The organism is Boseongicola aestuarii, assembly GCF_900184815.1.
In the GTDB taxonomy this organism is placed as follows: Bacteria; Pseudomonadota; Alphaproteobacteria; order Rhodobacterales; family Rhodobacteraceae; genus Boseongicola; species Boseongicola aestuarii.
The window spans coordinates 492,028-512,025 of sequence record NZ_FXXQ01000001.1; the positions used below are offsets into that span (position 1 = coordinate 492,028).

General features: G+C 61.1%; 16 protein-coding genes. 7 read left to right on the plus strand and 9 right to left on the minus strand.

Annotation, left to right across the window (positions count from 1 at the left end; genetic code table 11):
* Window positions 1-69 precede the first annotated feature (69 nt).
* Window positions 70-840, minus strand: coding sequence for a DUF6782 family putative metallopeptidase (locus BOA8489_RS02430; protein WP_093972357.1), 771 nt, complete (start codon window positions 838-840; stop codon window positions 70-72).
* A gap of 142 nt (window positions 841-982) precedes the next feature.
* On the opposite strand from BOA8489_RS02430, the gene serS reads away from it, so the two are divergent.
* A complete protein-coding gene (serS, locus tag BOA8489_RS02435) occupies window positions 983-2,272 on the plus strand; it encodes a serine--tRNA ligase (protein WP_093972358.1) in 1,290 nt (429 codons plus the stop codon).
* 61 nt (window positions 2,273-2,333) lie between these two features.
* Window positions 2,334-4,085 (plus strand): FkbM family methyltransferase, encoded by a 1,752-nt coding sequence (locus BOA8489_RS02440; protein ID WP_093972359.1) that lies wholly within the window; start codon window positions 2,334-2,336, stop codon window positions 4,083-4,085.
* 15 nt (window positions 4,086-4,100) lie between these two features.
* Here BOA8489_RS02440 and BOA8489_RS20105 read toward each other — a convergent pair whose 3' ends face one another.
* The gene (locus BOA8489_RS20105; RefSeq protein WP_141138217.1) at window positions 4,101-4,298 is read right to left on the minus strand and encodes a hypothetical protein; all 198 of its coding nucleotides are present in this window, start codon (window positions 4,296-4,298) and stop codon (window positions 4,101-4,103) included.
* A gap of 237 nt (window positions 4,299-4,535) precedes the next feature.
* Here BOA8489_RS20105 and BOA8489_RS02450 point away from each other — a divergent pair, with 237 nt between their 5' ends.
* Window positions 4,536-5,315 carry a TspO-related membrane protein gene (locus tag BOA8489_RS02450; protein WP_245813629.1) on the plus strand — a complete coding sequence of 260 codons (780 nt, stop codon included), beginning with the start codon at window positions 4,536-4,538 and terminating at the stop codon, window positions 5,313-5,315.
* Between the two features lie 12 nt (window positions 5,316-5,327).
* On the opposite strand, the gene der is transcribed toward BOA8489_RS02450, so the two are convergent.
* Genes der through BOA8489_RS02465 form a run of 3 tightly spaced genes read right to left on the minus strand, consistent with a single transcriptional unit; the run spans window position 5,328 to window position 8,881 of the window.
* Window positions 5,328-6,794, minus strand: coding sequence for a ribosome biogenesis GTPase Der (gene der / locus BOA8489_RS02455; RefSeq protein WP_093972362.1), 1,467 nt, complete (start codon window positions 6,792-6,794; stop codon window positions 5,328-5,330).
* Window positions 6,795-6,845: 51 nt separating this feature from the next.
* Window positions 6,846-8,174 carry an outer membrane protein assembly factor BamB family protein gene (locus tag BOA8489_RS02460; RefSeq protein ID WP_093972363.1) on the minus strand — a complete coding sequence of 443 codons (1,329 nt, stop codon included), beginning with the start codon at window positions 8,172-8,174 and terminating at the stop codon, window positions 6,846-6,848.
* Between the two features lie 50 nt (window positions 8,175-8,224).
* On the minus strand, window positions 8,225-8,881 hold the full coding sequence (locus BOA8489_RS02465; RefSeq protein WP_093972364.1) for a tetratricopeptide repeat protein: 657 nt from the start codon (window positions 8,879-8,881) through the stop codon (window positions 8,225-8,227).
* A gap of 213 nt (window positions 8,882-9,094) precedes the next feature.
* Here BOA8489_RS02465 and BOA8489_RS02470 point away from each other — a divergent pair, with 213 nt between their 5' ends.
* Together BOA8489_RS02470 and BOA8489_RS02475 are read left to right on the plus strand one after the other, a co-directional pair.
* Window positions 9,095-10,330 (plus strand): efflux RND transporter periplasmic adaptor subunit, encoded by a 1,236-nt coding sequence (locus BOA8489_RS02470; protein ID WP_093972365.1) that lies wholly within the window; start codon window positions 9,095-9,097, stop codon window positions 10,328-10,330.
* Complete coding sequence (locus tag BOA8489_RS02475; protein WP_093972366.1) at window positions 10,327-14,037, plus strand: efflux RND transporter permease subunit; 3,711 nt, start codon at window positions 10,327-10,329, stop codon at window positions 14,035-14,037. The genes BOA8489_RS02470 and BOA8489_RS02475 overlap by 4 nt, the downstream gene beginning before the upstream one ends.
* 327 nt (window positions 14,038-14,364) lie before the next feature.
* On the opposite strand, the gene BOA8489_RS02485 is transcribed toward BOA8489_RS02475, so the two are convergent.
* Together BOA8489_RS02485 and BOA8489_RS02490 are read right to left on the minus strand one after the other, a co-directional pair.
* Entirely contained in the window at window positions 14,365-16,179 is a 1,815-nt protein-coding gene (locus BOA8489_RS02485) for an ABCB family ABC transporter ATP-binding protein/permease (protein WP_093972368.1), read from the minus strand.
* Window positions 16,180-16,285: 106 nt separating this feature from the next.
* Window positions 16,286-17,656 carry a LysM peptidoglycan-binding domain-containing protein gene (locus BOA8489_RS02490; protein ID WP_093972369.1) on the minus strand — a complete coding sequence of 457 codons (1,371 nt, stop codon included), beginning with the start codon at window positions 17,654-17,656 and terminating at the stop codon, window positions 16,286-16,288.
* A 128-nt stretch (window positions 17,657-17,784) separates the two neighbouring features.
* On the opposite strand from BOA8489_RS02490, the gene BOA8489_RS02495 reads away from it, so the two are divergent.
* On the plus strand, window positions 17,785-18,339 hold the full coding sequence (locus BOA8489_RS02495) for an LOG family protein (protein ID WP_093972370.1): 555 nt from the start codon (window positions 17,785-17,787) through the stop codon (window positions 18,337-18,339).
* Between the two features lie 144 nt (window positions 18,340-18,483).
* A complete protein-coding gene (locus BOA8489_RS02500; RefSeq protein WP_093972371.1) occupies window positions 18,484-18,699 on the plus strand; it encodes a hypothetical protein in 216 nt (71 codons plus the stop codon).
* A gap of 35 nt (window positions 18,700-18,734) precedes the next feature.
* Here BOA8489_RS02500 and BOA8489_RS02505 read toward each other — a convergent pair whose 3' ends face one another.
* On the minus strand, window positions 18,735-19,193 hold the full coding sequence (locus tag BOA8489_RS02505) for a host attachment family protein (protein ID WP_093972372.1): 459 nt from the start codon (window positions 19,191-19,193) through the stop codon (window positions 18,735-18,737).
* Between the two features lie 142 nt (window positions 19,194-19,335).
* Entirely contained in the window at window positions 19,336-19,935 is a 600-nt protein-coding gene (locus BOA8489_RS02510; protein WP_093972373.1) for a superoxide dismutase, read from the minus strand.
* Window positions 19,936-19,998: the final 63 nt, after the last annotated feature.

Below are 19,998 nucleotides of genomic sequence, written 5' to 3' on the forward strand. Positions count from 1 at the left end.
TCTAGGGGCTGAAAGGTTGGCAAGCAACGCAGGCCACCAAACCGGACTCAGATGCAATCAAAACGCCGTTCAGCGAACAGGGGCCAGGTTTCCTTCTGCGCAGTCATAAGCCCGCCCGTCTGGCAATCGGCACAACCCTGCAAGATAATCGGGGGGCAACACCCCATAGCTGGACAAGGCATGTGTCCTGTCCTGCTCGTCAAGAAAGGCACTGCAACTGGCAACATAATACCGCTCGCGGCGCACATCCGAGTCATACCATTGATCAAATGCCGCCGCCGCTGCCAGCGAGACATCCCCCGTTCGCTCCATCACTTCTTCAAACCGGTCGGCAATATCCCCGCTCATCCCCCAGTCGCGCAAACCATCCCAGAACGCAGGCTCACCCGACCTTCGCGCCTGCCATGCCACAACCACGCTTGAAACATTGGCATCGGCCTCCAAGGCAAAGGTCGCGCGCGCGTATTCGGCCATGTCCAACTGAATGCTCGGACATGTACCCCTCTGAAATTGCTCGACATGTCGCAGCTCGTGGATAAGGACTGCCCCCATCAAACCCCGCGAAAGCGAGGCATCCAGAACGATCCGGTTTCGGCCAGGATCAAAGAAACCGCGCTCATCATGCAGATCGCCCGACAAACAGACCTCCGGCCCAGCCTCGGCCCAGGCCGTGCGAAACTCTGCAAAGGGCGCCAACACCGTCTCGACGTCACGCACGACCTCAACCAAAGCTGCAGGCGCCGCTTTTCCCTTATAAGGCGCTTGCAAACAGTCCTCCGCATCGGCGGACGCCGCCTGCGCGCACAGCAGTCCAAACAAAATGAGAAAACGCCGAACCATGTCCTATCACTGCCCGCTTGGGACGCACCGATCAAGCCCACGACCCACGATCCGGGCGATATCGCGTATTCCCCCATTTCCACGGCCTCCAAAATCCGCCATATAGCGCCCATCAAAAACGACACTCTAAAAGGACAGGACAATGCACGACATCCGCGCCATCCGCGAACACCCCGCCGCTTTCGACGCCGCCATGGCAAAGCTCGGGAACTCGGGCGCGTCGTCGGACATCCTGGCTATCGACGAAGCACGCCGCGCCGCCATTCAGGCGGCGGAAACGATGAAGGCCGCGGGCAACGCCGCGGCAAAGGAAATCGGAGCGGCCAAAGCCGCCGGCGACGACGAGACATTCAACCGTTTGCGCGCCGAAGTCGCCGACACCAAGAAAGCCACCGCCGAGCAGGAACAGGTCGCCAAAGACCTCGATGCGCAACTGCGCGATGCGCTGATGTCGCTTCCAAACCTGCCATACGATGACGTTCCCGAAGGCGCCGACGAAAACGACAACGTCGAACTGAAACGCTGGGGCACGCCGCCCACCTTTGATTTCAAACCAAAAGAACACTTTGAAATCAAAGGCGTGCAAGGCGGGATGGATTTCGAGACCGCCGCCAAACTCTCTGGCAGCCGTTTCGTCCTGCTGTCCGGTGCGGTCGCGCGGGTGCACCGCGCTCTGGCGCAATTCATGCTCGACATTCATACCGACGAAAACGGCCTGACCGAGACCATACCGCCCGTTCTGGTGCGGGACGAAGCCATGTATGGCACCAACCAACTGCCGAAATTCGCCGAAGAAAGCTACCAGACCCGCGAAGGCATGTGGCTGATCCCAACTTCCGAAGTCTCGCTCACCAACATCGTCGCGGGCGCGGTGCTCGACGCCGACTACCTGCCGCGCCGCTATGTCGCCCACACCAACTGCTTCCGCTCCGAAGCCGGCAGTGCGGGCCGCGACACTTCTGGAATGCTGCGCCAGCATCAGTTCGAAAAAGTCGAAATGGTCTCGATCACTCACCCTGACACATCCGACGTCGAACACGCCCGCATGACGGCCTGCGCCGAAGGTATCCTCGAACGCCTTGGCCTTGCCTATCGCACGGTCGTTCTTTGCACCGGAGACATGGGCTTCGGTGCACGCCGCACCCACGACATCGAAGTCTGGTTGCCGGGCCAAGACACCTACCGCGAGATTTCGTCGGTTTCGACCTGCGGCGACTTTCAGGCCCGCCGCATGAACGCACGCTTCCGCGACGAAGACGGCAAGCCGCAGTTCGTCCACACTCTGAACGGTTCCGGCCTCGCGGTCGGTCGCTGCCTCATCGCGGTGCTTGAAAACGGTCAAACTGAAGACGGCGGCGTGACCCTGCCCGAAGCCCTGTCGCCATGGCTCGGCGGCAAAACCCGCATCACGCCCGAAGGCGCACTTGCCTGACACCCCATTGACCCCCGCTCCGGCTTCGCGGACACTTCCCCGAAAAGCCGGAGCAGCAGGCATGGCCGACAATCAAAACACGCTTGAACCGCCTCTGTCCTACGATGAAATCATCGACACAAACGGGCTGCGCGTGCCCTTCGTGCCAAACATCATCACGCCCAACATCGAAAAACCGCTGCGCAACGGCCGTTACGAAGCAGGTGAACTCAACCACCTGAAATCGCTTTTGAAACCTGACGATCGTCTGCTTGATCTCGGCGGAGGCCTCGGCCTTGTTGCCGCCACCGCCGCAAAGCTTCTTCCAAAGGGCGAAGTCCTCTCAATCGAAGCCCATCCCGGACTTCTCCCCATGATCCAAGAGGTCTGGCGCCTGAACACTGTCTCCAATGCCACGCTGAAACACGGCCTGATCTCAAAAACCTCCGGCGCACCCGGCAAATTCTATGCCCGAACAGATTTTTGGGCCTCTTCCGCCGAACCCAAATCGCGCCCATTCACCGCCGAACATGATGTGCAAACTCTCGGTCTCGACACCCTTATCCGCACGTTCCGTCCGACGATCATCTCCTGTGACATCGAAGGCGCCGAGCAAGACCTCTTCGACGACCTCGACCTTTCGCAGGTGGGCGCCATCGTTCTTGAGACCCATCCCAAAGTCTACGGCACCAAAGCCCGCGACGCGCTCTTGCAAACGCTCCAATCCAAAGGTCTCGCCGCGCACCCCCAACCCCGGCCCTCCACCGTCTATATCCTTGAGCGCACCCCCAACTGGCCGCCCGAAAACCCGCGCACCCTGCTGGCCACCTGCATGAAAGACGAAGGCCCCTTCATTCTGGAATGGCTCGCGTGGCACAAAGCCATCGGCATCACGGATATCGTCGTGTTTTCAAACGATTGCACCGACGGAACGGACACGCTCCTTGACCACCTGGACGCACGCGGGGACCTCACTCACCTGCCCAATCCCGCCAGCCTTCTCGGTTCCGGCTACTACCAGCCGACAGCGCTGAACTACGTCCAGACCATGCCGGTATTTCGCGCCGCAGACTTCATGCTTTCGATCGACGTCGACGAATTCGTCAACATCCGAACCCCCGAAGGCACCCTCGAAAGCCTCCTTGAAAACCTCCCCGCCTTCGACGTCCTGTCCATCTCGGAACTGAACCACGGCACCAATGACCAGATGCACTTTCAACCGGGCTGGGTCACCGACCTTTTTCCGGCCCATCAATCCCTGAAGCCGGGACGCTGGCGCGCAAAGGCTGGCGTCAAATCCCTCACCCGCCTGTCCAAGCGCATCGAAAAAGTCCGCAATCACCGCCCCGATCTCGCAATTCCCCCCGCCGATGCCGTCTGGCTCAACGGTTCGGGCAATCCGGTGAGTTCACTGGCCGACGATCCAAATGAGAACGGCCTCGATTCGCGCCGCGCCCGCGATCTGGTATCGCTGGAACACTACCCTTTGCGCTCCATCGACAGCTTCCTCGTGAAAGCATGGCGCGGCGACGTGGTAATCAAAGGCAAACAGGTCTCAAACGCCTATTTTCGGCGGCGAAACCGCGGTGCGCACCACGAAATGGACCTCTCAAACGGCAAATCCCTCGCGCGTGCGGTCCACGCCGAGTTCGAAAAAGACATGACACTCATGGCGCTTCACGAGGCCTGCAACGCTGCGCATCAGGCCCGCATTGACGACCTGAACGCCGACCCCGCCTATCGCGCACGCCGGGCCGAAATCGTTAACATCGCCGAGGAACAAAGAACGCCGCCTCCGGCGAAAGGCACTGACGGCGACGCCCCGAACAACTAGTCCGAAAACCGGAACCTAGCCGCCCAGCACACCGCCCGCTAACGCGGCGGCCCGTTCGTATTCGTCAATCGCGCCGTCCTCGTCTACGTCGATCTGCACCAGTAGCTCGTCGCTGACTTCCGGGTAGGCCGCGTGCAACTCCTCCATCGAGGAAACGGCGTCGCCGTCGCTGTCCCCGACTATGGTCTGCGCCCAGACAGTACCGGCAAGCACCGCGCAAGCAACTGTAATTAAGATAGATCGTATAGTAACTCTCTTGACTGGTAGGCGGACCCGCCCGTGTGATCCAATGAAGCATCCGCTCTGACCTGAGGCGTTCGACACTGCCCCGCAATCCCGCACGCCAAGCGCAGCAATCTGCGGCCAATTCGCGCTGCTTCCCGCGCCCCGGCACCGCGACTTGCAGCCGACCCAAGCGCAGAACACCGCCGACGGCGCCTGCGCGCCGATGTGAAAAACAAAACCGGCAACGCCTTGCCACCACACCCACGGTGCGCCATCTCTAACGACATGTTATCCCACCGTGCCTATGTCATCTTAACCTTTACCGCCGCCGTCGCCTTTGCCGCCGGCCCGTTTGTCGTCTCCTTCGACGGGTTCGATCCAAACGCCTACCCAATCCCGCAAGACGACCCGCCTGCCCAGCCAGCGGGCTATGCGTTCTCGATCTGGGGCGTGATTTATCTCTGGCTTTTGGCGTCGACCGGCTTTGGATTGTTCGTGCGCCCGGACGACCCCGAATGGATCCCGACGCGCCCACCCCTGTTCGTCTCGCTGACGATCGGAGCAATCTGGCTGCCCGTCGCCGAACTCAGCCCAATCTGGGCGACCATCCTGATCTGGGCCATGCTGATTTCCGCGCTGGTCGCGCTGCTGAGAACACCCGCCAAAGATCGCTGGCTTCTGCGCGCGCCCATCGGGCTTTACGCAGGCTGGCTCACCGCGGCCAGTTCGGTTTCGGTCGCCTTGCTCGGCGCGGGCTATGGTATTCTTTTCGGCCAGACTGTCTGGGCCATCATCGCCATTGCGCTTGCTTTCACCATCGCAATGAACATCATCACCACCCGCAAATCACCCGGCATATTCACCTTCGCGGTGGCCTGGGCGCTTGTTGCCGTCATCGTCCAGAATGCCTCGACAGCGCCACTGATCGCCGGTTTGGCCGCCCTGGGGGCGGCCGTGCTCGCAGGTCTGTTCATATACGTTAACCGCACACCCTTAGCGCAGTAACAAAGGCAAACGTCACTCTTTCAGCGATGGCTTGCCAAGATGCTTTCGAAGCCGCGACGGCGTGGATTTCTTCTTGTCCTTGTAAGGGTTCTGATCCGCCTGACTGCGAAACCACAGCCGAATTGGCGTGCCCGGCATATCAAAATCAATCCGTAACCCATTGACAAGATAGCGTTTATACGAATCCGACAACTTCTCGGGGTTCGACGCCATCACCACAAATCCCGGCGGTCGCGTCTTGGCTTGCGTCATATACCGCAGCTTGATGCGTCGCCCGCCGGGTGCGGGTGGCGGATGCGCCTCGACCATTCCCGCCAGCCAGCGGTTCAGTTTGGATGTCGTCACACGCGCGTTCCACGTCACATAGGCCCGCTCGACTGCCTCGCGCAACCGGTCCATGCCGCGACCTGTCTTGGCCGAAACCGTTACCAAAGGCGCGCCCCGCAATTGCGGCAGCAAACGCTCGAACGCCTCGCGCAATTCGCGCAGCTTTTCCTGCTTGTGCTCTTCGACGTCCCACTTGTTCACCGCAACAACCACCGCGCGCCCCTCGCGCTCGGCCAGATCGGCAATCCGCAAATCTTGTTGCTCGAACGGGATCGCCGCATCCAGCAGCACGATTACCACTTCGGCGTATTTCACCGCTCGCAGGCCATCGGCCACCGAGAGTTTCTCAAGCTTTTCCTGCACCCGCGCCTTCTTGCGCATTCCGGCGGTGTCAAAAATCCGGGTCGGCATCCCGTCCCAATCCAAAGGCAACGAAATCGCATCCCGCGTAATTCCCGCCTCGGGTCCGGTCAAAAGACGATCTTCGCCCAGCAACTGATTGATAAGCGTAGATTTTCCAGAGTTCGGTCGACCCACGACGGCCACCTGCAATGGCCGCGCCGCGGTCGGCATCCGCACCTCGTCCGGATCATCTTCGCTGACGTCAATATTGGTTAGTGGCGCAGCATCCTCGACCGCCGCTTCGGCCTTTGCGCCCTCTTCCGCGATGGGGCGCAAAAAGTCGAGAAGCTCGGTCATGCCTTCGCCGTGTTCCGCCGACATCCGCACCGGATCACCCAGTCCCAGCGAATAGGCCTCAAGCAAACCGCCCTCTGCGGCCCGTCCTTCCGCCTTGTTGGCCGCCAGGATCACATGCGCGGACTTCTTGCGCAGAATATCAGCAAACACCTCGTCATCCGGCAAGATTCCTGCGCGCGCATCGACCATGAACAGACAAGCGTCCGCCATTTCCACCGCGCGCTCGGTCAATCGGCGCATCCGCCCCGGCAGACTGTCATCGGTCGCGTCCTCAAGGCCGGCGGTGTCAATCACCGTAAACCGTAGATCGGCCAGCCGCGCAGCCCCTTCACGCAAATCCCGAGTCACCCCCGGCTGGTCATCCACCAAGGCAAGCTTTTTCCCAACCAACCGGTTGAAAAGCGTAGATTTTCCGACATTCGGTCGCCCGACGATGGCCAAAGTAAACGACATGGGGTCCTGCCCAGAAGAAACGTAAGATTGCGCTCTTACACGTTTAATGGGTCAGCGAAAAGCGCGGATCTGACCGTCGTCGGTCACAAGATACATCACACCGCCCGCCACGACCGGATTGCGCGCCGCACCACGGCCCAACTCGGTCTCGCTCAACAAGGCGCCCGACACGGGATCGAACTGACGCAACACGCCGTCATCCGACGCTACAATCAACCGACCGCCCGCCAGAACGGGTCCGTAATGCACGAACGTCGCCTTGATCCGGCTTGCCCGACGCGCCTCGAACAACGGCAGGTCCACCGACCAGTATTGCTGCCCCGATGCTGCATCCAGCCGCGTCAAAACGTTTTCGGGCGTCACGAAAAACAATGAATTCCCGCCCAGCCAGATCGGGTTCAAAGCCCCCACCCGCGCCGTCCACTCGACCTGCCCCGAAGCCAGCGACATCGCTGAAACGCGGCCCGCGTGGCTGCCTGCATACACCCGCATCGTATCCACAACCGGAGCACCGCTCAGATCCATGATCGCCGAGAACGCACGCGTCGCATCCTGCCCCGCGACACTGGCGGCCCATGTGGGCGCGCCCGTGTTGGCCCCTGCCGCCACCATTTGCCCCGATGCGAACGGAAATATCACCAGCGGCCCCGCCACTGATGGCCCCGGCCCGCCAACCAGACTCGCCGGTCCCTCGCGTCCCAGCACTTCCCACAGGATACGCCCGTTCGACGCATCAATCGCCCAGCCGATCCCGTTGCGCGTCACCACGAACACCCGGCCCCCGTCGACCGTCGGTGCACCCGCCGCGGCTGAATTCAAGGCTTGTGTCCAGCGCACCGCCCCGGTCGCGGCGTCCATCGCCGTCAGCGTGCCAAAGCCGCTGGTAGCAAAAAGCAGGCCGCCAGACACCGTCAAACCACCGCCCGAGGCGTCGTCGGACCGATCGCTCGCAGGCGTTAAATCCCGCGTCCAGAGCCGCTCACCGCGAAGCGAAAAGGCCGACACCAAGGCCCGGCTGTCCTTCGTGAAAATCAGACCATCCGCCACAACCGGATCGGCCGTTATCCTGTGTCCGCGCGAATTGCCTTCGCCTATGGACGCAGACCAAAGTGGCTCAAGCGCGCGACCCAGGGCGGGATGCGCAATCGTATGCGCGGCATTCCCACCCGGATGCGTCCAGCTTGCATTCACACTTGCTGCCACCAGACCCAGCGACGGCGGCGGCCCTTCAGCAACGCCGGGGCCCTGATCCGCAACCGCGATCACGGCACCATCGGCGCGATCGCGCAAGTCAAGCCTCTCGCCCGGTAGGATCAGCTCCTGCTCGCCGCATCCCGCAAGGATCGCCAAAGCAAGTGCCACGCCCGACCCTGTTCTCATGCTGCGACTCACCACGAAATGCCCCTCACGTCTGCCCTTGGTTCGAACAGTTATCCGTCGGTCAAAGACCCACCCAAAGCCACAATCAACTGTGACGCACGGCGGCGCAAGTCCTGACTTGTCTCAGCATCCGCATTGATTTCGCGCAACCTCGCCAGCGCGGCCTCGCGGTCGCCCATTTCGATTTCCGCCAAAGCAATCTGTTCGGACGCCAAGAGCCGGAACGACCCGCCCCCAAGCGCCAGCGCATTCAACCGCGCGATCCGGTCTTCCGGATCGGTCGTGCCTGCGCCCAGAATAACCGCCTTCAATGTCGCCAGATCCCGGTAGGGCCGCGGTGCAGAGGCATCGCCCGCCAAGCTTTCCAGCAATGCAACCGAGCCCGGACGATCTTCCGTCGCCAAAGCCGCTCCCGCCTGCATTAGCGCCAAGATCGCATTGCGCGCCGCGTTGTCGCCCGGCTCGATCGCAGCCAAAGCCGCCGCGCGCGCCTCGGCGTCGCCCTCGAAGGCCGCCAAGATTGCGTCACCCGCGCCCTGCGCTGCTGCCGTCGCCTGAGCCTTGCGCCACTCGTTCCACGCCGCACCGCCCACGATGACCACAATCCCCAAGGCCGCGATCCAGCCGTAGCGTTTGAACAAACGATACAGGCGGTCCTTGCGAACTTCTTCGCTGACTTCGTTGATAAACGAGTCTTGTTCCGACACCCCAGCACTCCTTTTGGCGATCACTTTTTCGCGTTTCCGCCCTCTTATCGTGCGTTTTTGCCGATTGCAAAGGCGACAAATCACGGCCGCCACTTGCAATTTGCCAAAAAAAGGGGGAAATGCTAGAACTGAACTGATTAGTTCAGCAATATTCCTCAAAGATTGCGGCTATTCCGCCGCCACCCGATGATCAAAGACTAAAAGAGTAGCACGATGCGCCTGTTCCCAATCATTACGGCAATCCTGGTTGTCGGAGTCCTCTTTCTTCTGGTGTTTCAGCGTGATGCGCTTGTCTCGTTCTCGGGTGCCGAACCTGAAACCACCGAAGCAGAAGTGATCGACGCCGTTGCCGACCGCGACGAAAGCGCACCACCCTCTGCTGTCAGCGTCGTGGCCATCCGCTCGTCGGCGTCCTCGATTGACGGGGCCGTGATCCTGCGCGGGCGCACTGAAGCGGCCCGCCAGGTCGATATGCGCGCCGAAACCTCCGGTCAGGTCATCTCCGATCCGCTGCGAGCCGGAGCACGCGTCGAAGAAGGCGATCTTCTCTGCCGTCTCGATCCCGGCACCCGCGCCATTGCCCTAGCCGAGGCGCAAGCCGGCCTGCGCGAGGCCATCACGCGTCTGCCCGAGGCCGAAGCCCGCGTCGCCGAAGCCCGCGCTCGCCTCACCGAAGCCGAAATCAACGACAACGCCGCCGAACGCCTCTCCCAGGGCGGGTTCGCCTCCGATACCCGCGTCGCGCAAGCCACGGCATCGGTCGAAAGCGCGCGCGCGGGTGTGCAATCGGCCATCAGCGGCGTCGAAAGCGCGCGCTCGGGCATCCAGTCCGCCGAAGCCCGCGTCGCCGCCGCCCAGAATCAGCTCGATCAGCTTGAAGTCCGCGCTCCCTTCGGGGGCATCCTTGAAACGGACAGCGCCGAGATCGGCTCGCTCATGCAACCGGGTTCGCTCTGTGCAACGATCATCCAGCTCGATCCGATCAAGATGGTGGGCTTCGTTCCCGAAACCATGGTCGAGCGCGTGACACTCGGCGCGCTCGCAGGCGCGCGTCTCGCCTCAGGCCGCGAAGTCGTGGGCCGCGTGACCTTCCTCAGCCGCTCTGCCGACCCGAACACGCGCACCTTTCGCGTCGATGTCGAAGTGGCCAACCCCGACTTTTCGATCAGCGACGGCCAGACGGCCGAAATCGCCATCCAATCGGAGGGCACCTCGGCGCATCTGCTGCCGCAGTCGGCCCTGACGCTTAACGACAACGGCGATCTTGGCGTGCGCCTCGCCGTCGAAAACGTCGCCACCTTCGCCCCCGTCTCGGTGCTGCGTGACACAATCGAGGGCATATGGGTCAACGGCCTTGCGCCAAGCGTCGACGTCATCGTGGTCGGCCAGGAGTTCGTGACCGAAGGCGTGCCCGTCAACGTCACCTACCGCGAAGAGGCCACCCAATGACCGGGATCGTCGACTGGGCCGCGGGTCGTGCCCGCATGGTCATCGCCTTCATCATCCTGTCGCTTCTGGCGGGCGCGCTGGCCTATGCGGGTCTGCCAAAAGAGGGCGAACCCGACATTGAAATCCCCGCCCTGTTCGTCTCGGTCCCCTTCCCCGGCATCTCGGCCGAGGACAGCGAGAAGCTGCTCGTCAAGCCAATGGAAACCGAGCTTTCCGACCTCGACGGCCTGAAATCCCTCTCCGGCACCGCCTCCGAAGGCTACGCGGGCGTGGCGATGGAATTCGAATTCGGCTGGGATAAGACCAAGATCATGGCCGATGTCCGCGACGCCATGAACAACGCCGAAGCGAAATTCCCCGCAGGCGCTGAACAGTATTCGATCAACGAGATCAACTTCTCCGAGTTCCCGATCATCATCGTGAACCTCACAGGCGCGCTGCCCGAACGCACGCTCTTGCGCGTCGCAAATGACCTTCAGGCCCGCCTTGAGTCCCTCGAGCCCGTCCTTGAAGCCGCGCTTACGGGACACCGGGACGAAATGGTCGAAGTCATCATCGACCCGCTGCGCCTCGAAGCCTACAACGTCACTGCTGGCGAATTGATCAGCGTGGTCACCAACAACAACCAACTGATCGCCGCCGGTGAAGTCGAAAGCGCCACAGGGGCCTTCGCCGTCAAGATCCCGTCGTCCTTCGACGACCAGCGCGACATCTACAACCTGCCCGTCAAGGTTGAGGGCGACCGTGTAATCACGCTTGGCGATCTCGCCGAAATCCGGCTGACGTTCGAAGACCGTGCGGGAACCGCACGTTTCAACGGCGAAAACACCGTCGCCCTGCAAGTCGTCAAGCGCAAGGGCTTCAACATCATGGACACCGTCGCGCTTGTAAAAGCCGAGGTCGAAGACGCCCGCGCCGCGTGGCCCACCGAATTGCAACAAGCCATCGACGTCGGCACTTCCAACGACCAGTCGCGTCAGGTGCAATCGATGGTCAGCCAACTTGAAGGCTCGGTCTTAACGGCGATCGCCCTCGTGATGATCGTCGTCCTTGCAGCCCTCGGTTCGCGCTCTGCCCTCCTTGTCGGCTTTGCGATACCGACGTCCTTCCTTTTGTGCTTCGCCTTCCTTGCCATCATGGAAGTCACTGTCTCGAACATCGTGATGTTCGGCCTGATCCTTGCAGTCGGAATGCTGGTCGACGGTGCGATCGTCGTCGTGGAATACGCCGACAAACGCATCCAGGAAGGTGCCGGCCCCATGCACGCCTTCGTCGAGGCGGCAAAACGAATGTTCTGGCCCATCGTGTCCTCCACAGCGACGACACTTTGCGCGTTCCTTCCAATGCTGTTCTGGCCCGGCGTTCCGGGACAATTCATGGGGATGCTGCCCGTCACCCTGATCTTCGTCCTAACGGCCTCGCTTGTCGTCGCGCTGATCTACCTTCCCGTTATGGGCGGCGTCGCAGGGCGCATGAGCCGCACCTTCGAACGCTCCTCCGACGCCCTTAAACGATCGACCCCGTGGTGGGTGCGCGCCACCCTCGTGCCGCCATCGCTCTACCTGATGTTCCTAGCCGCCATGCAGGTTCTGAACCCCGAATACCTCCTTCCCGAAGGCACGGGCATGGGCGGCTCGATTTTCGGTGCACTGCTATTCGTCGCTGGCGCGATGCTGTCCTCGATCACACTTGGCGCAGCCAAAATCGAGCGTCGCGCGGTCAAGATCAACGCCGGCCACCGTCGCACGCCTTTCGGCCTTTTCATCAAGTTCATCGCCGGCAACCCGGTCATGCCCATCGTGTCGATCGTCGCGATCGGCTTTTTCGTCGTTTCGGTCTTCAGCTACTTCGGAACCAACAACAATGGCGTCGAATTCTTCGTCGAAAGCGAACCCGAACAGGCCATCGTCTATGTCCGCGCCCGCGGCAACCTCGGCATCGTGGAAAAAGACGAACTGGTCAGCCAGGTCGAACAGGTCATCCTCGACACCAACGGCATCGACAGCGCCTTTGCCTTCGCCGGTGCAGGCGGCCTCAACGCCAACACCGGTGGCGCGGCGGGCCCCTCTGACACCATCGGCCAGGTTCAGATCGAACTGATCCCATGGGAGCGGCGCGGCGACTACGCCGACACCCACGATGTGACGATCGAGGAACTCGACGGCGATGTGGTCCTGGAGGATCTTCAAACCCGTCTCGACCGCATCCCCGGCATCCGCGTCGAAATCCTGAACCTCAGCCGCGGCCCCGCCTCAGGCAAACCTGTGCACCTGCGCCTGAAACACGACAACTGGGAAGAACTTCTGGCCACCACCGCAATGGTGCGCGCACGCTTCGAGCAAACCCCCGGCCTTGTCGATATCGAAGACAACCTGCCGCTGCCGGGGATCGACTGGCAGATCAACGTCGACGTCGAAAAAGCCGGACGCTATGGCGCGAACGTAGCCACCGTTGGCGGCATGGTTCAGCTTGTCACGCGCGGTGTGCTGCTTGACACCATGCGCGTCGACAGCTCGGACGAGGAGGTCGACATCCGCGTCCGCCTCCCCGAAAAAGACCGCGTCCTGTCCACGCTGGACACCCTGAAAGTGCGCACCGCGGATGGCCTTGTGCCGCTGTCGAACTTCATCACGCGCGAGCCGGTCGCCCAACTGGCCCAGATCAACCGGATTGATCAGAAACGCTATTTCGACGTGAAAGCCGACGTGGTGGCGAACCTTGTGACCCTGACCGACACCAACGCCACAGACATCGCCGTCGCCCGCGAAATCACTTCGAGCGAAGGCGAAGTGACATACGAACTAGTGTCACTTCTGGACGGCAGCACACGCGCTGATTTCACCAGGGGGCTGGCCGAGGATACCCTGACCCCCAGACCCGTCAACGCCAACGAACGTATCGCAGTCCTGACCGAATGGCTCGAAACCGAGACCCCGCTGCCGCCCGAAATGGGCTGGGAATGGACCGGCGATCAGGAAGAACAGGCCGAAAGCGCGGCATTCCTGCAAGTCGGCTTTTCGGCGGCACTTGGCCTGATGTTCATCATCCTGCTGGCGCAGTTCAACTCGTTTTATAACGCCACACTTGTCCTTCTGGCCGTGGTTCTGTCCACCACCGGGGTGCTGATCGGCATGCTGGTCATGGATCAGCCGTTTTCGATCATCATGACCGGAACGGGCATCGTCGCTCTGGCGGGGATCGTGGTGAACAACAACATCGTCCTGATCGACACTTACCAGGAATATTCGCAATATATGCCCCGGATCGAGGCGATCGTGCGCACCGCAGAAGCCCGCATTCGCCCCGTGTTACTGACAACGATCACGACAATGGCGGGCCTCGCCCCGATGATGTTCGGTCTCAGCCTCGACTTCATCGGCGGCGGCTATTCCATCGACAGCCCGACGGCGCTTTGGTGGAAACAACTGGCAACTGCCGTGGTCTTCGGCCTGGGCATTGCCACGGTCCTGACCCTTGTCTTTACGCCCTCGATGCTGGCCTTGCGCGTCTGGTTCTGGACCGGAGCCTATCGGTCGCTCAATACGCTGCGCGCGCTCAGTCACGGGTCAGGCTCAAAGACAGCCCGAGATCAGGCCCTCAGAAAAGCTGCCCGCGGCGTAAAGAACCCCGAGATCATCTGGGACGTGACGGTCGATCCGTCCGCGCGCGGTAAAGCAGGTGGCGCAGAGTTGAAAGCGGCCGAGTGAGTCCTTGTTTGCGCCGCGCTGGCGCGCGCCGCGGTTTGGTATTTGGAAAAGGGTGAAGGGGGCAGCGCGCGCGCCCTTGGTCATTTGTGAATGCTTCTGTGCCACCTTGCCGAAATCGACCTGTTGCGCGTCAGGGGCCGTGACCGCCCGGTGGAAAAACACCGACGTGATACCGACAAAATACCGACGTGGTACCGACACTGTGGATAATCCGATTTTTCTTTCTTTGCTCGACAGTTAGCCGGTGAACTTCAGAAAACAGGCGGTATTGCGGCAAGTTTCGCCGCCCGCTGACTTAGGACCCGGTTAACACGACCGCGCGCCGCGTTATGCCGCGCGGTCTTCCTCGGCCGCCTGTCGGAACCACAGCGAGGCATACCGACCGTCCCGCGCCAGAAGATCCTCGTGCTTGCCTTCTTCCACGATCACGCCGTTTTCCAACACGACGATCTGGTCCGCGTGCTGGATCGTCGACAGCCGGTGCGCAATCGTCAGGACCGTGCGACCTTCGCCCATCGCCCTCAGTTCCTGCTGAATTTCCGCTTCGGTTTCGGTATCAAGCGCCGAGGTCGCCTCGTCCAGCAGTAGGATCGGCGGGTTCTTCAGCAGCGTACGCGCAATGCCCACGCGCTGTTTTTCACCGCCCGACAGTTTCAGCCCTCTCTCGCCCACGGTTGTATCGTACCCATCCGGAAGGCTTGAAATGAAGTCGTGGATTTTCGCTGCCTTGGCTGCCTCGATAACTTCGGCGCGCGAGGCCTCGGGCCGCCCATAGGCGATGTTGTAAAACACGGTATCGTTGAACAGGACCGTGTCTTGCGGCACAACGCCTACCTTGGCATGGAGCGAATCCTGAGTGACGTCCCGCAAATCCTGCCCGTCAATCCGAAGCGCACCGCCGTCCACATCGTAAAACCGGAACAACAAGCGCCCCACGGTCGATTTGCCCGACCCCGACGGCCCGACGATCGCAACGGTCTTGCCTGCCGGAACCCTGAGCGACACGCCCTTCAAGATGGGTCGCGCCGCGTCATAGCCAAACAGCACATCATCCAGCACGACTTCGCCACCGGTGACGTCGATCTCCTTGGCGCCGGGCTTGTCTACGACATCGGCTGGCTGTTCAAGCAGATCAAACATTTCCCCCATGTCCACAAGGCTTTGGCGGATCTCGCGGTAAACCGAGCCGAGGAAATTCAGAGGCAGTGTGATCTGGATCATATAGGCGTTCACCATGACGAAATCGCCCACCGTCAGCGTGCCGTCCTGCACACCCATTGCGGCCATGACCATCACGATGATCAACCCGGCTGTGATCAAAAGCGCCTGTCCGAAGTTCAGAAACGCCAGCGAATAGGAGGTCTTCAGAGCGGCTTTTTCATAACCTGCCATCGCCACATCATACCGCGCAGCCTCGCGCGCTTCGGCGCCGAAATACTTCACCGTCTCGAAGTTCAGGAGGCTGTCGATCGCCTTTTGGTTGGCATCCGTGTCCTGGTCGTTCATCTCCTTGCGGATTTTCACGCGCCACTCGGTAACCTTGAACGTGAACCAGATGTAGATCGCAATCGTCACCGCGATCACGGCGACGTAGGAAAAGTCAAAAACCACCGCAAAGACAACCGCGATCATCAACAATTCCAGGATTAACGGACCGATCGAGAACAGCATGAAGCGCAACAGGAACTCGACGCCCTTGACGCCGCGCTCGATGATCCGGCTGAGCCCGCCGGTCTTGCGCGTGATGTGATAGCGCAGCGAAAGCCGGTGGATATGCGAAAACGTCTCAAGCGCCAACTGCCGCAAGGCCCGCTGGCCCACGGCCGCGAAAATGGCGTCTCGTAACTGCTGAAAGCCTACGCCCATCAGGCGCGCCATACCATAGGCCACCGTCAACCCGACCGCCCCCAGTGTCATCATCCAGACAGCGTCCGTCTGATCGCCCGACAATGCATCGACCGCGGCCTTGTAAAAGAACGGCGTGCCGACCGTCACCAGCTTTGAAACGAACAAAGCCAGCAAAGCCCAGACCACGCGCCGCTTCACCCACGGGTGTTCGTCCGGCCAAAGGTAGGGCGCGACCTTACGGATCGTGCGCCAGCCGCTCTTGCGTTCAAGCTCTGTTGAATATGTTCCGCTCATGCCTGCCTCGTTTGCGAACGCCCACACTAAGCGCAAGGCGCGGCCTTGGCCAGCGCCGAAGCCGTGCAAAAATGCACAGCACCAGCCATTCTCTGTCCGTAAATCTTTAGTCCGGCACAGTAAAAATCTGGCCCGGATAGATCAGATCGGGATCGCGGATGCGGCCCGCATTCGCCTCGAATAAGCGCACATACAAAAGACCCTCGCCATATTTGTCCCGCGCAATCCCCCAAAGCGTATTGCCGGGCTGCACCGTGATCAGAGCCACCGGAGCGCGATCTGTTCTCGCGCCCAGATCCAACGCCTGAATGGCCTCGACCGGTTCGCGACGAAACGGAGTTTCAGCCCGCGAGACCACATCGCCCTCGGCGTTCAACTCATCGACGCGCAACGTGTAGGTGCCGGTATCGATCTCGGGCAGATCGGCGCGCCATTGGCCATCGGCTCCAACGCTAGAATCTAGAATGGGCTGATTATCAAGATAAACGCGCACCGATCCCGGTCCCGAAGACCTGCCCGTCAAGGCAACCTCGCCGGCACTGTCATAGTTGATCGCATCGATCGAAACGTTATCCACCACCTGCGGACCGCTTCCGCCGCTCTGAATGACGCGTACGCCCTCGCTGTCCGCCAACAGGATCGTCGGAGCGGAAGCAGCGGTCTCCTGAGCGGCCACAGGCGCGGTTTCCTGAGCGACTACAGGCGCGGTTTCCGGCGATTGCGGTGCCTGCGGTGCGACTGCGGTGACAACTTCCTCCGCGGCCTCTGTCAAGGCCTCGGCAACGTCAGCGGCCTCTGTCACGGCCTCGGCAATGTCAGCGGCCTCTGTCACGGCCTCGTCAGCGGCCTCGGCAACGTCAGCGGCGTCGTCCACCGCCTCGACCACGCCCTGCGTGGCCTCCGATACAGCAGCGACACCTTCCTCACGCGTCTCAGCGGCATCCTCAGCCTCAGCCTCGACCTCGGCCACCAGCACCTTCGGGCTTGGCGCCAGAATGACCGATTGGTCCGAAAACGCCTGCCCGCCATCAGCAAACATTTCGAGCAAGGTCAGAACTCGCGGCACGTCCGACGCCCCAAGCGACAAGAGTACCACGAAATTCCCGCCTCCATCCGCCTCGGACGTCCCAGCTTCGTCGCCATCCAGCAACAGCGTCAGCATCGAATTCGCGGCAGCACGACCGGCTATCACCGTCTCGCCGTCAGGTTCGACCCGCACAATGTCAAAGACTGCCGTCGAAATTCGCGGCTCCGGCGCGACTTCGGCCTCCGATTCCGACTCGGCCACCTCAGGCGCGGTCTCCACCGCATCGGGAACGACTTCGGCCCGCTCGACCACAATTTCGTCCCTGTCCGGCGAAAGCACCTCGCCCGGCGCCGCGACATCGTCGCCGTCGCCCCCGCGCAAACCAAAGTACAAAGCCAACGCCAAAAGCGCGACAGCCAAAACGCCACCACCAATCCGGGTCGCTTTCACGAGCCTCTCCCCTGCCTCTCGGGTCATCCCCAAATGCGTCAACAGTCCTGTCCCGAGGACCGCGCTTGAGAGACCATAGCAACACCGCTATCAGGGGTCAAAACCCGTTTCATCAAAAGGAGTTGCATGTGACTTCGACCCCGTTTTCCGTCTGTGTCTATTGTGGCTCTCGTCCTGGAGCCGATCCCGCCTTCATTCTGGCCGCCCGCGAAACCGGTCTCGCCATCAGTGAAAGGGGCTGGCGCCTGGTCTATGGAGCGGGGGATATCGGGCTTATGGGCGCGGTTGCACAGGCTGCCACGGATGCGGGCGCGCGCACACTGGGGGTCATCCCGACGCACCTTTTGAACCGCGAAGCACCGCGCGGCGCTTTTGGTGACCGGATTATCACCGAAACCATGCACGAGCGCAAAAAAGTGATGTTCATGAACGCTGACGCCGTGCTTGTCCTGCCCGGAGGCGCAGGCTCGCTCGACGAGTTCTTTGAGGTTCTCACTTGGGCGCAACTCGGCCTTCACACCAAACCGATCGTCCTGCTGAATGTAAGCGGCTACTGGGACCCGCTCTTGACCCTCATCGACCATGTCATCGAACAGGGCTTTGCCGATGTTTCGATGCGCGCCTTATTCCAAACTGCCGCGACCGTCGACGAGGCAATGGCGCACCTGAAAACGCCGGAATAGGGCTTCCCTTTCGGTCAACGCCTGAAATCCGGCTCAATCTGCGCGCCGAAACCCGCCTTGCGATCGCCCGTCGCACTGCGGCAATCCGCCCTCTGAACAGAGCCTCCCCTGCGACTAGATGAGCCTCATGAGCAGGAGAGCCTCATGACCGCAATCGACCCCCAGCAAACACCATCCCGCACCCCTCGCTTCGGTGTGACACTCAGCCTTGAGGCGAAAATCCTGCTGGTGATCTTCACCTTGCTGGCAATCTGGGGCATCGCTATCTTCACCTTTGGCATCCCGGCCCTGCTTTGGCCTATGAAACTGATCGTACCAGCGCTGATCGCTATGCTCTTTGTGCTGACCTGGTCCATGTAGGCCAAAGGCGCTTCAGCCCAGTCACCCCCCGACGTTCAGGCCGACGCCTCCAATTCGCTTTTGACGATCTTTTCAATCTGATCCAGCGGATGATTGGTCAGGGTCTTGTGGACCTCGCCAACCACGCTACGGGCGACTTCGGGATGCAGCTTCGCGCGCAACTCGCCCAAGGTCTTCGGAGGTGCCACCAGCACAATGCGGCGGAAATGCCCCCGATGCACCCGGTCGTACAGCATCTCTGCCAGCTCATCCGCAAAACGATCCTTCTGAAGCTGATGCCAATCGGCTTCGGAAACCGCTGACCGCGCTTGCGACATACCATCGCTCCGGCGTCCGGCGGTATCGGATTTCTGCGCGGAATTCGGAGGGTTTTCCTGATGCTTTTCGTGACGCACCTGCAAATTCGGGTTCAGACTGTCCGTTACGTTCTCCAGAAACAACGCCTTTTCTCCATCCGCAACCAAGACCCACGTCCCGTGATCCAGCTTTCTCATCTGTCGTCTCCCATGCCACTTTCGGCATCTGGTCTACGACACATGGCGCATGGACGATTGATCCTGCGCAATCAGACCGACCCGAAAACGAAAAACGGCCGCCCGAAGGCGGCCGTTTTGTCTTGGTCTCGATGTCGCGCCATCACATGCGGCTGGCGACGTTCTCCCAGTTGACCAGGTTGTCGAGGAAGTTCGTCAGATAAGCAGGACGCTTGTTGCGGAAATCAATGTAGTAGGAATGCTCCCACACATCACAGCCAAGCAAGGCCGTCTGACCAAAGCAAAGCGGGTTCACGCCGTTTTCCGTCTTCGTCACAGCCAGCGAACCGTCAGCGTTCTTCACAAGCCAGGCCCAGCCTGAACCGAACTGCCCAGCGCCAGCAGCCGAAAATTGCGATTTGAACTCGTCAACCGAGCCAAAGGTCTCAACCAGCGCTTTTTCCAGTTCACCCGGCATCCCGGCGTCGCCCGGCCCCATCATCTCCCAGAACTGGTTGTGGTTCCAAAGCTGGCTGATGTTGTTGAAGATACCGTTCTGCGCAACCGCGGTCTTGTTGTAGGTGCCGACGATGATCTCTTCCATCGTCTTGCCGTCCCACTCAGTGCCTTCGATCGCCTTGTTGCCATTGGTGACATAGGCGTTGTGGTGCAGGTCGTGGTGATATTCGAGCGTCTCTGCGCTCATGCCCTTTGCGGCCAACGCATCGTGCGCATAGGGAAGATCGGGAAGTTCAAAAGCCATGACATGCCTCGTTTGTTTGAATTGCGGTGTCTGACGTTCTAATTGCGCCGACAGGCGGTCAGG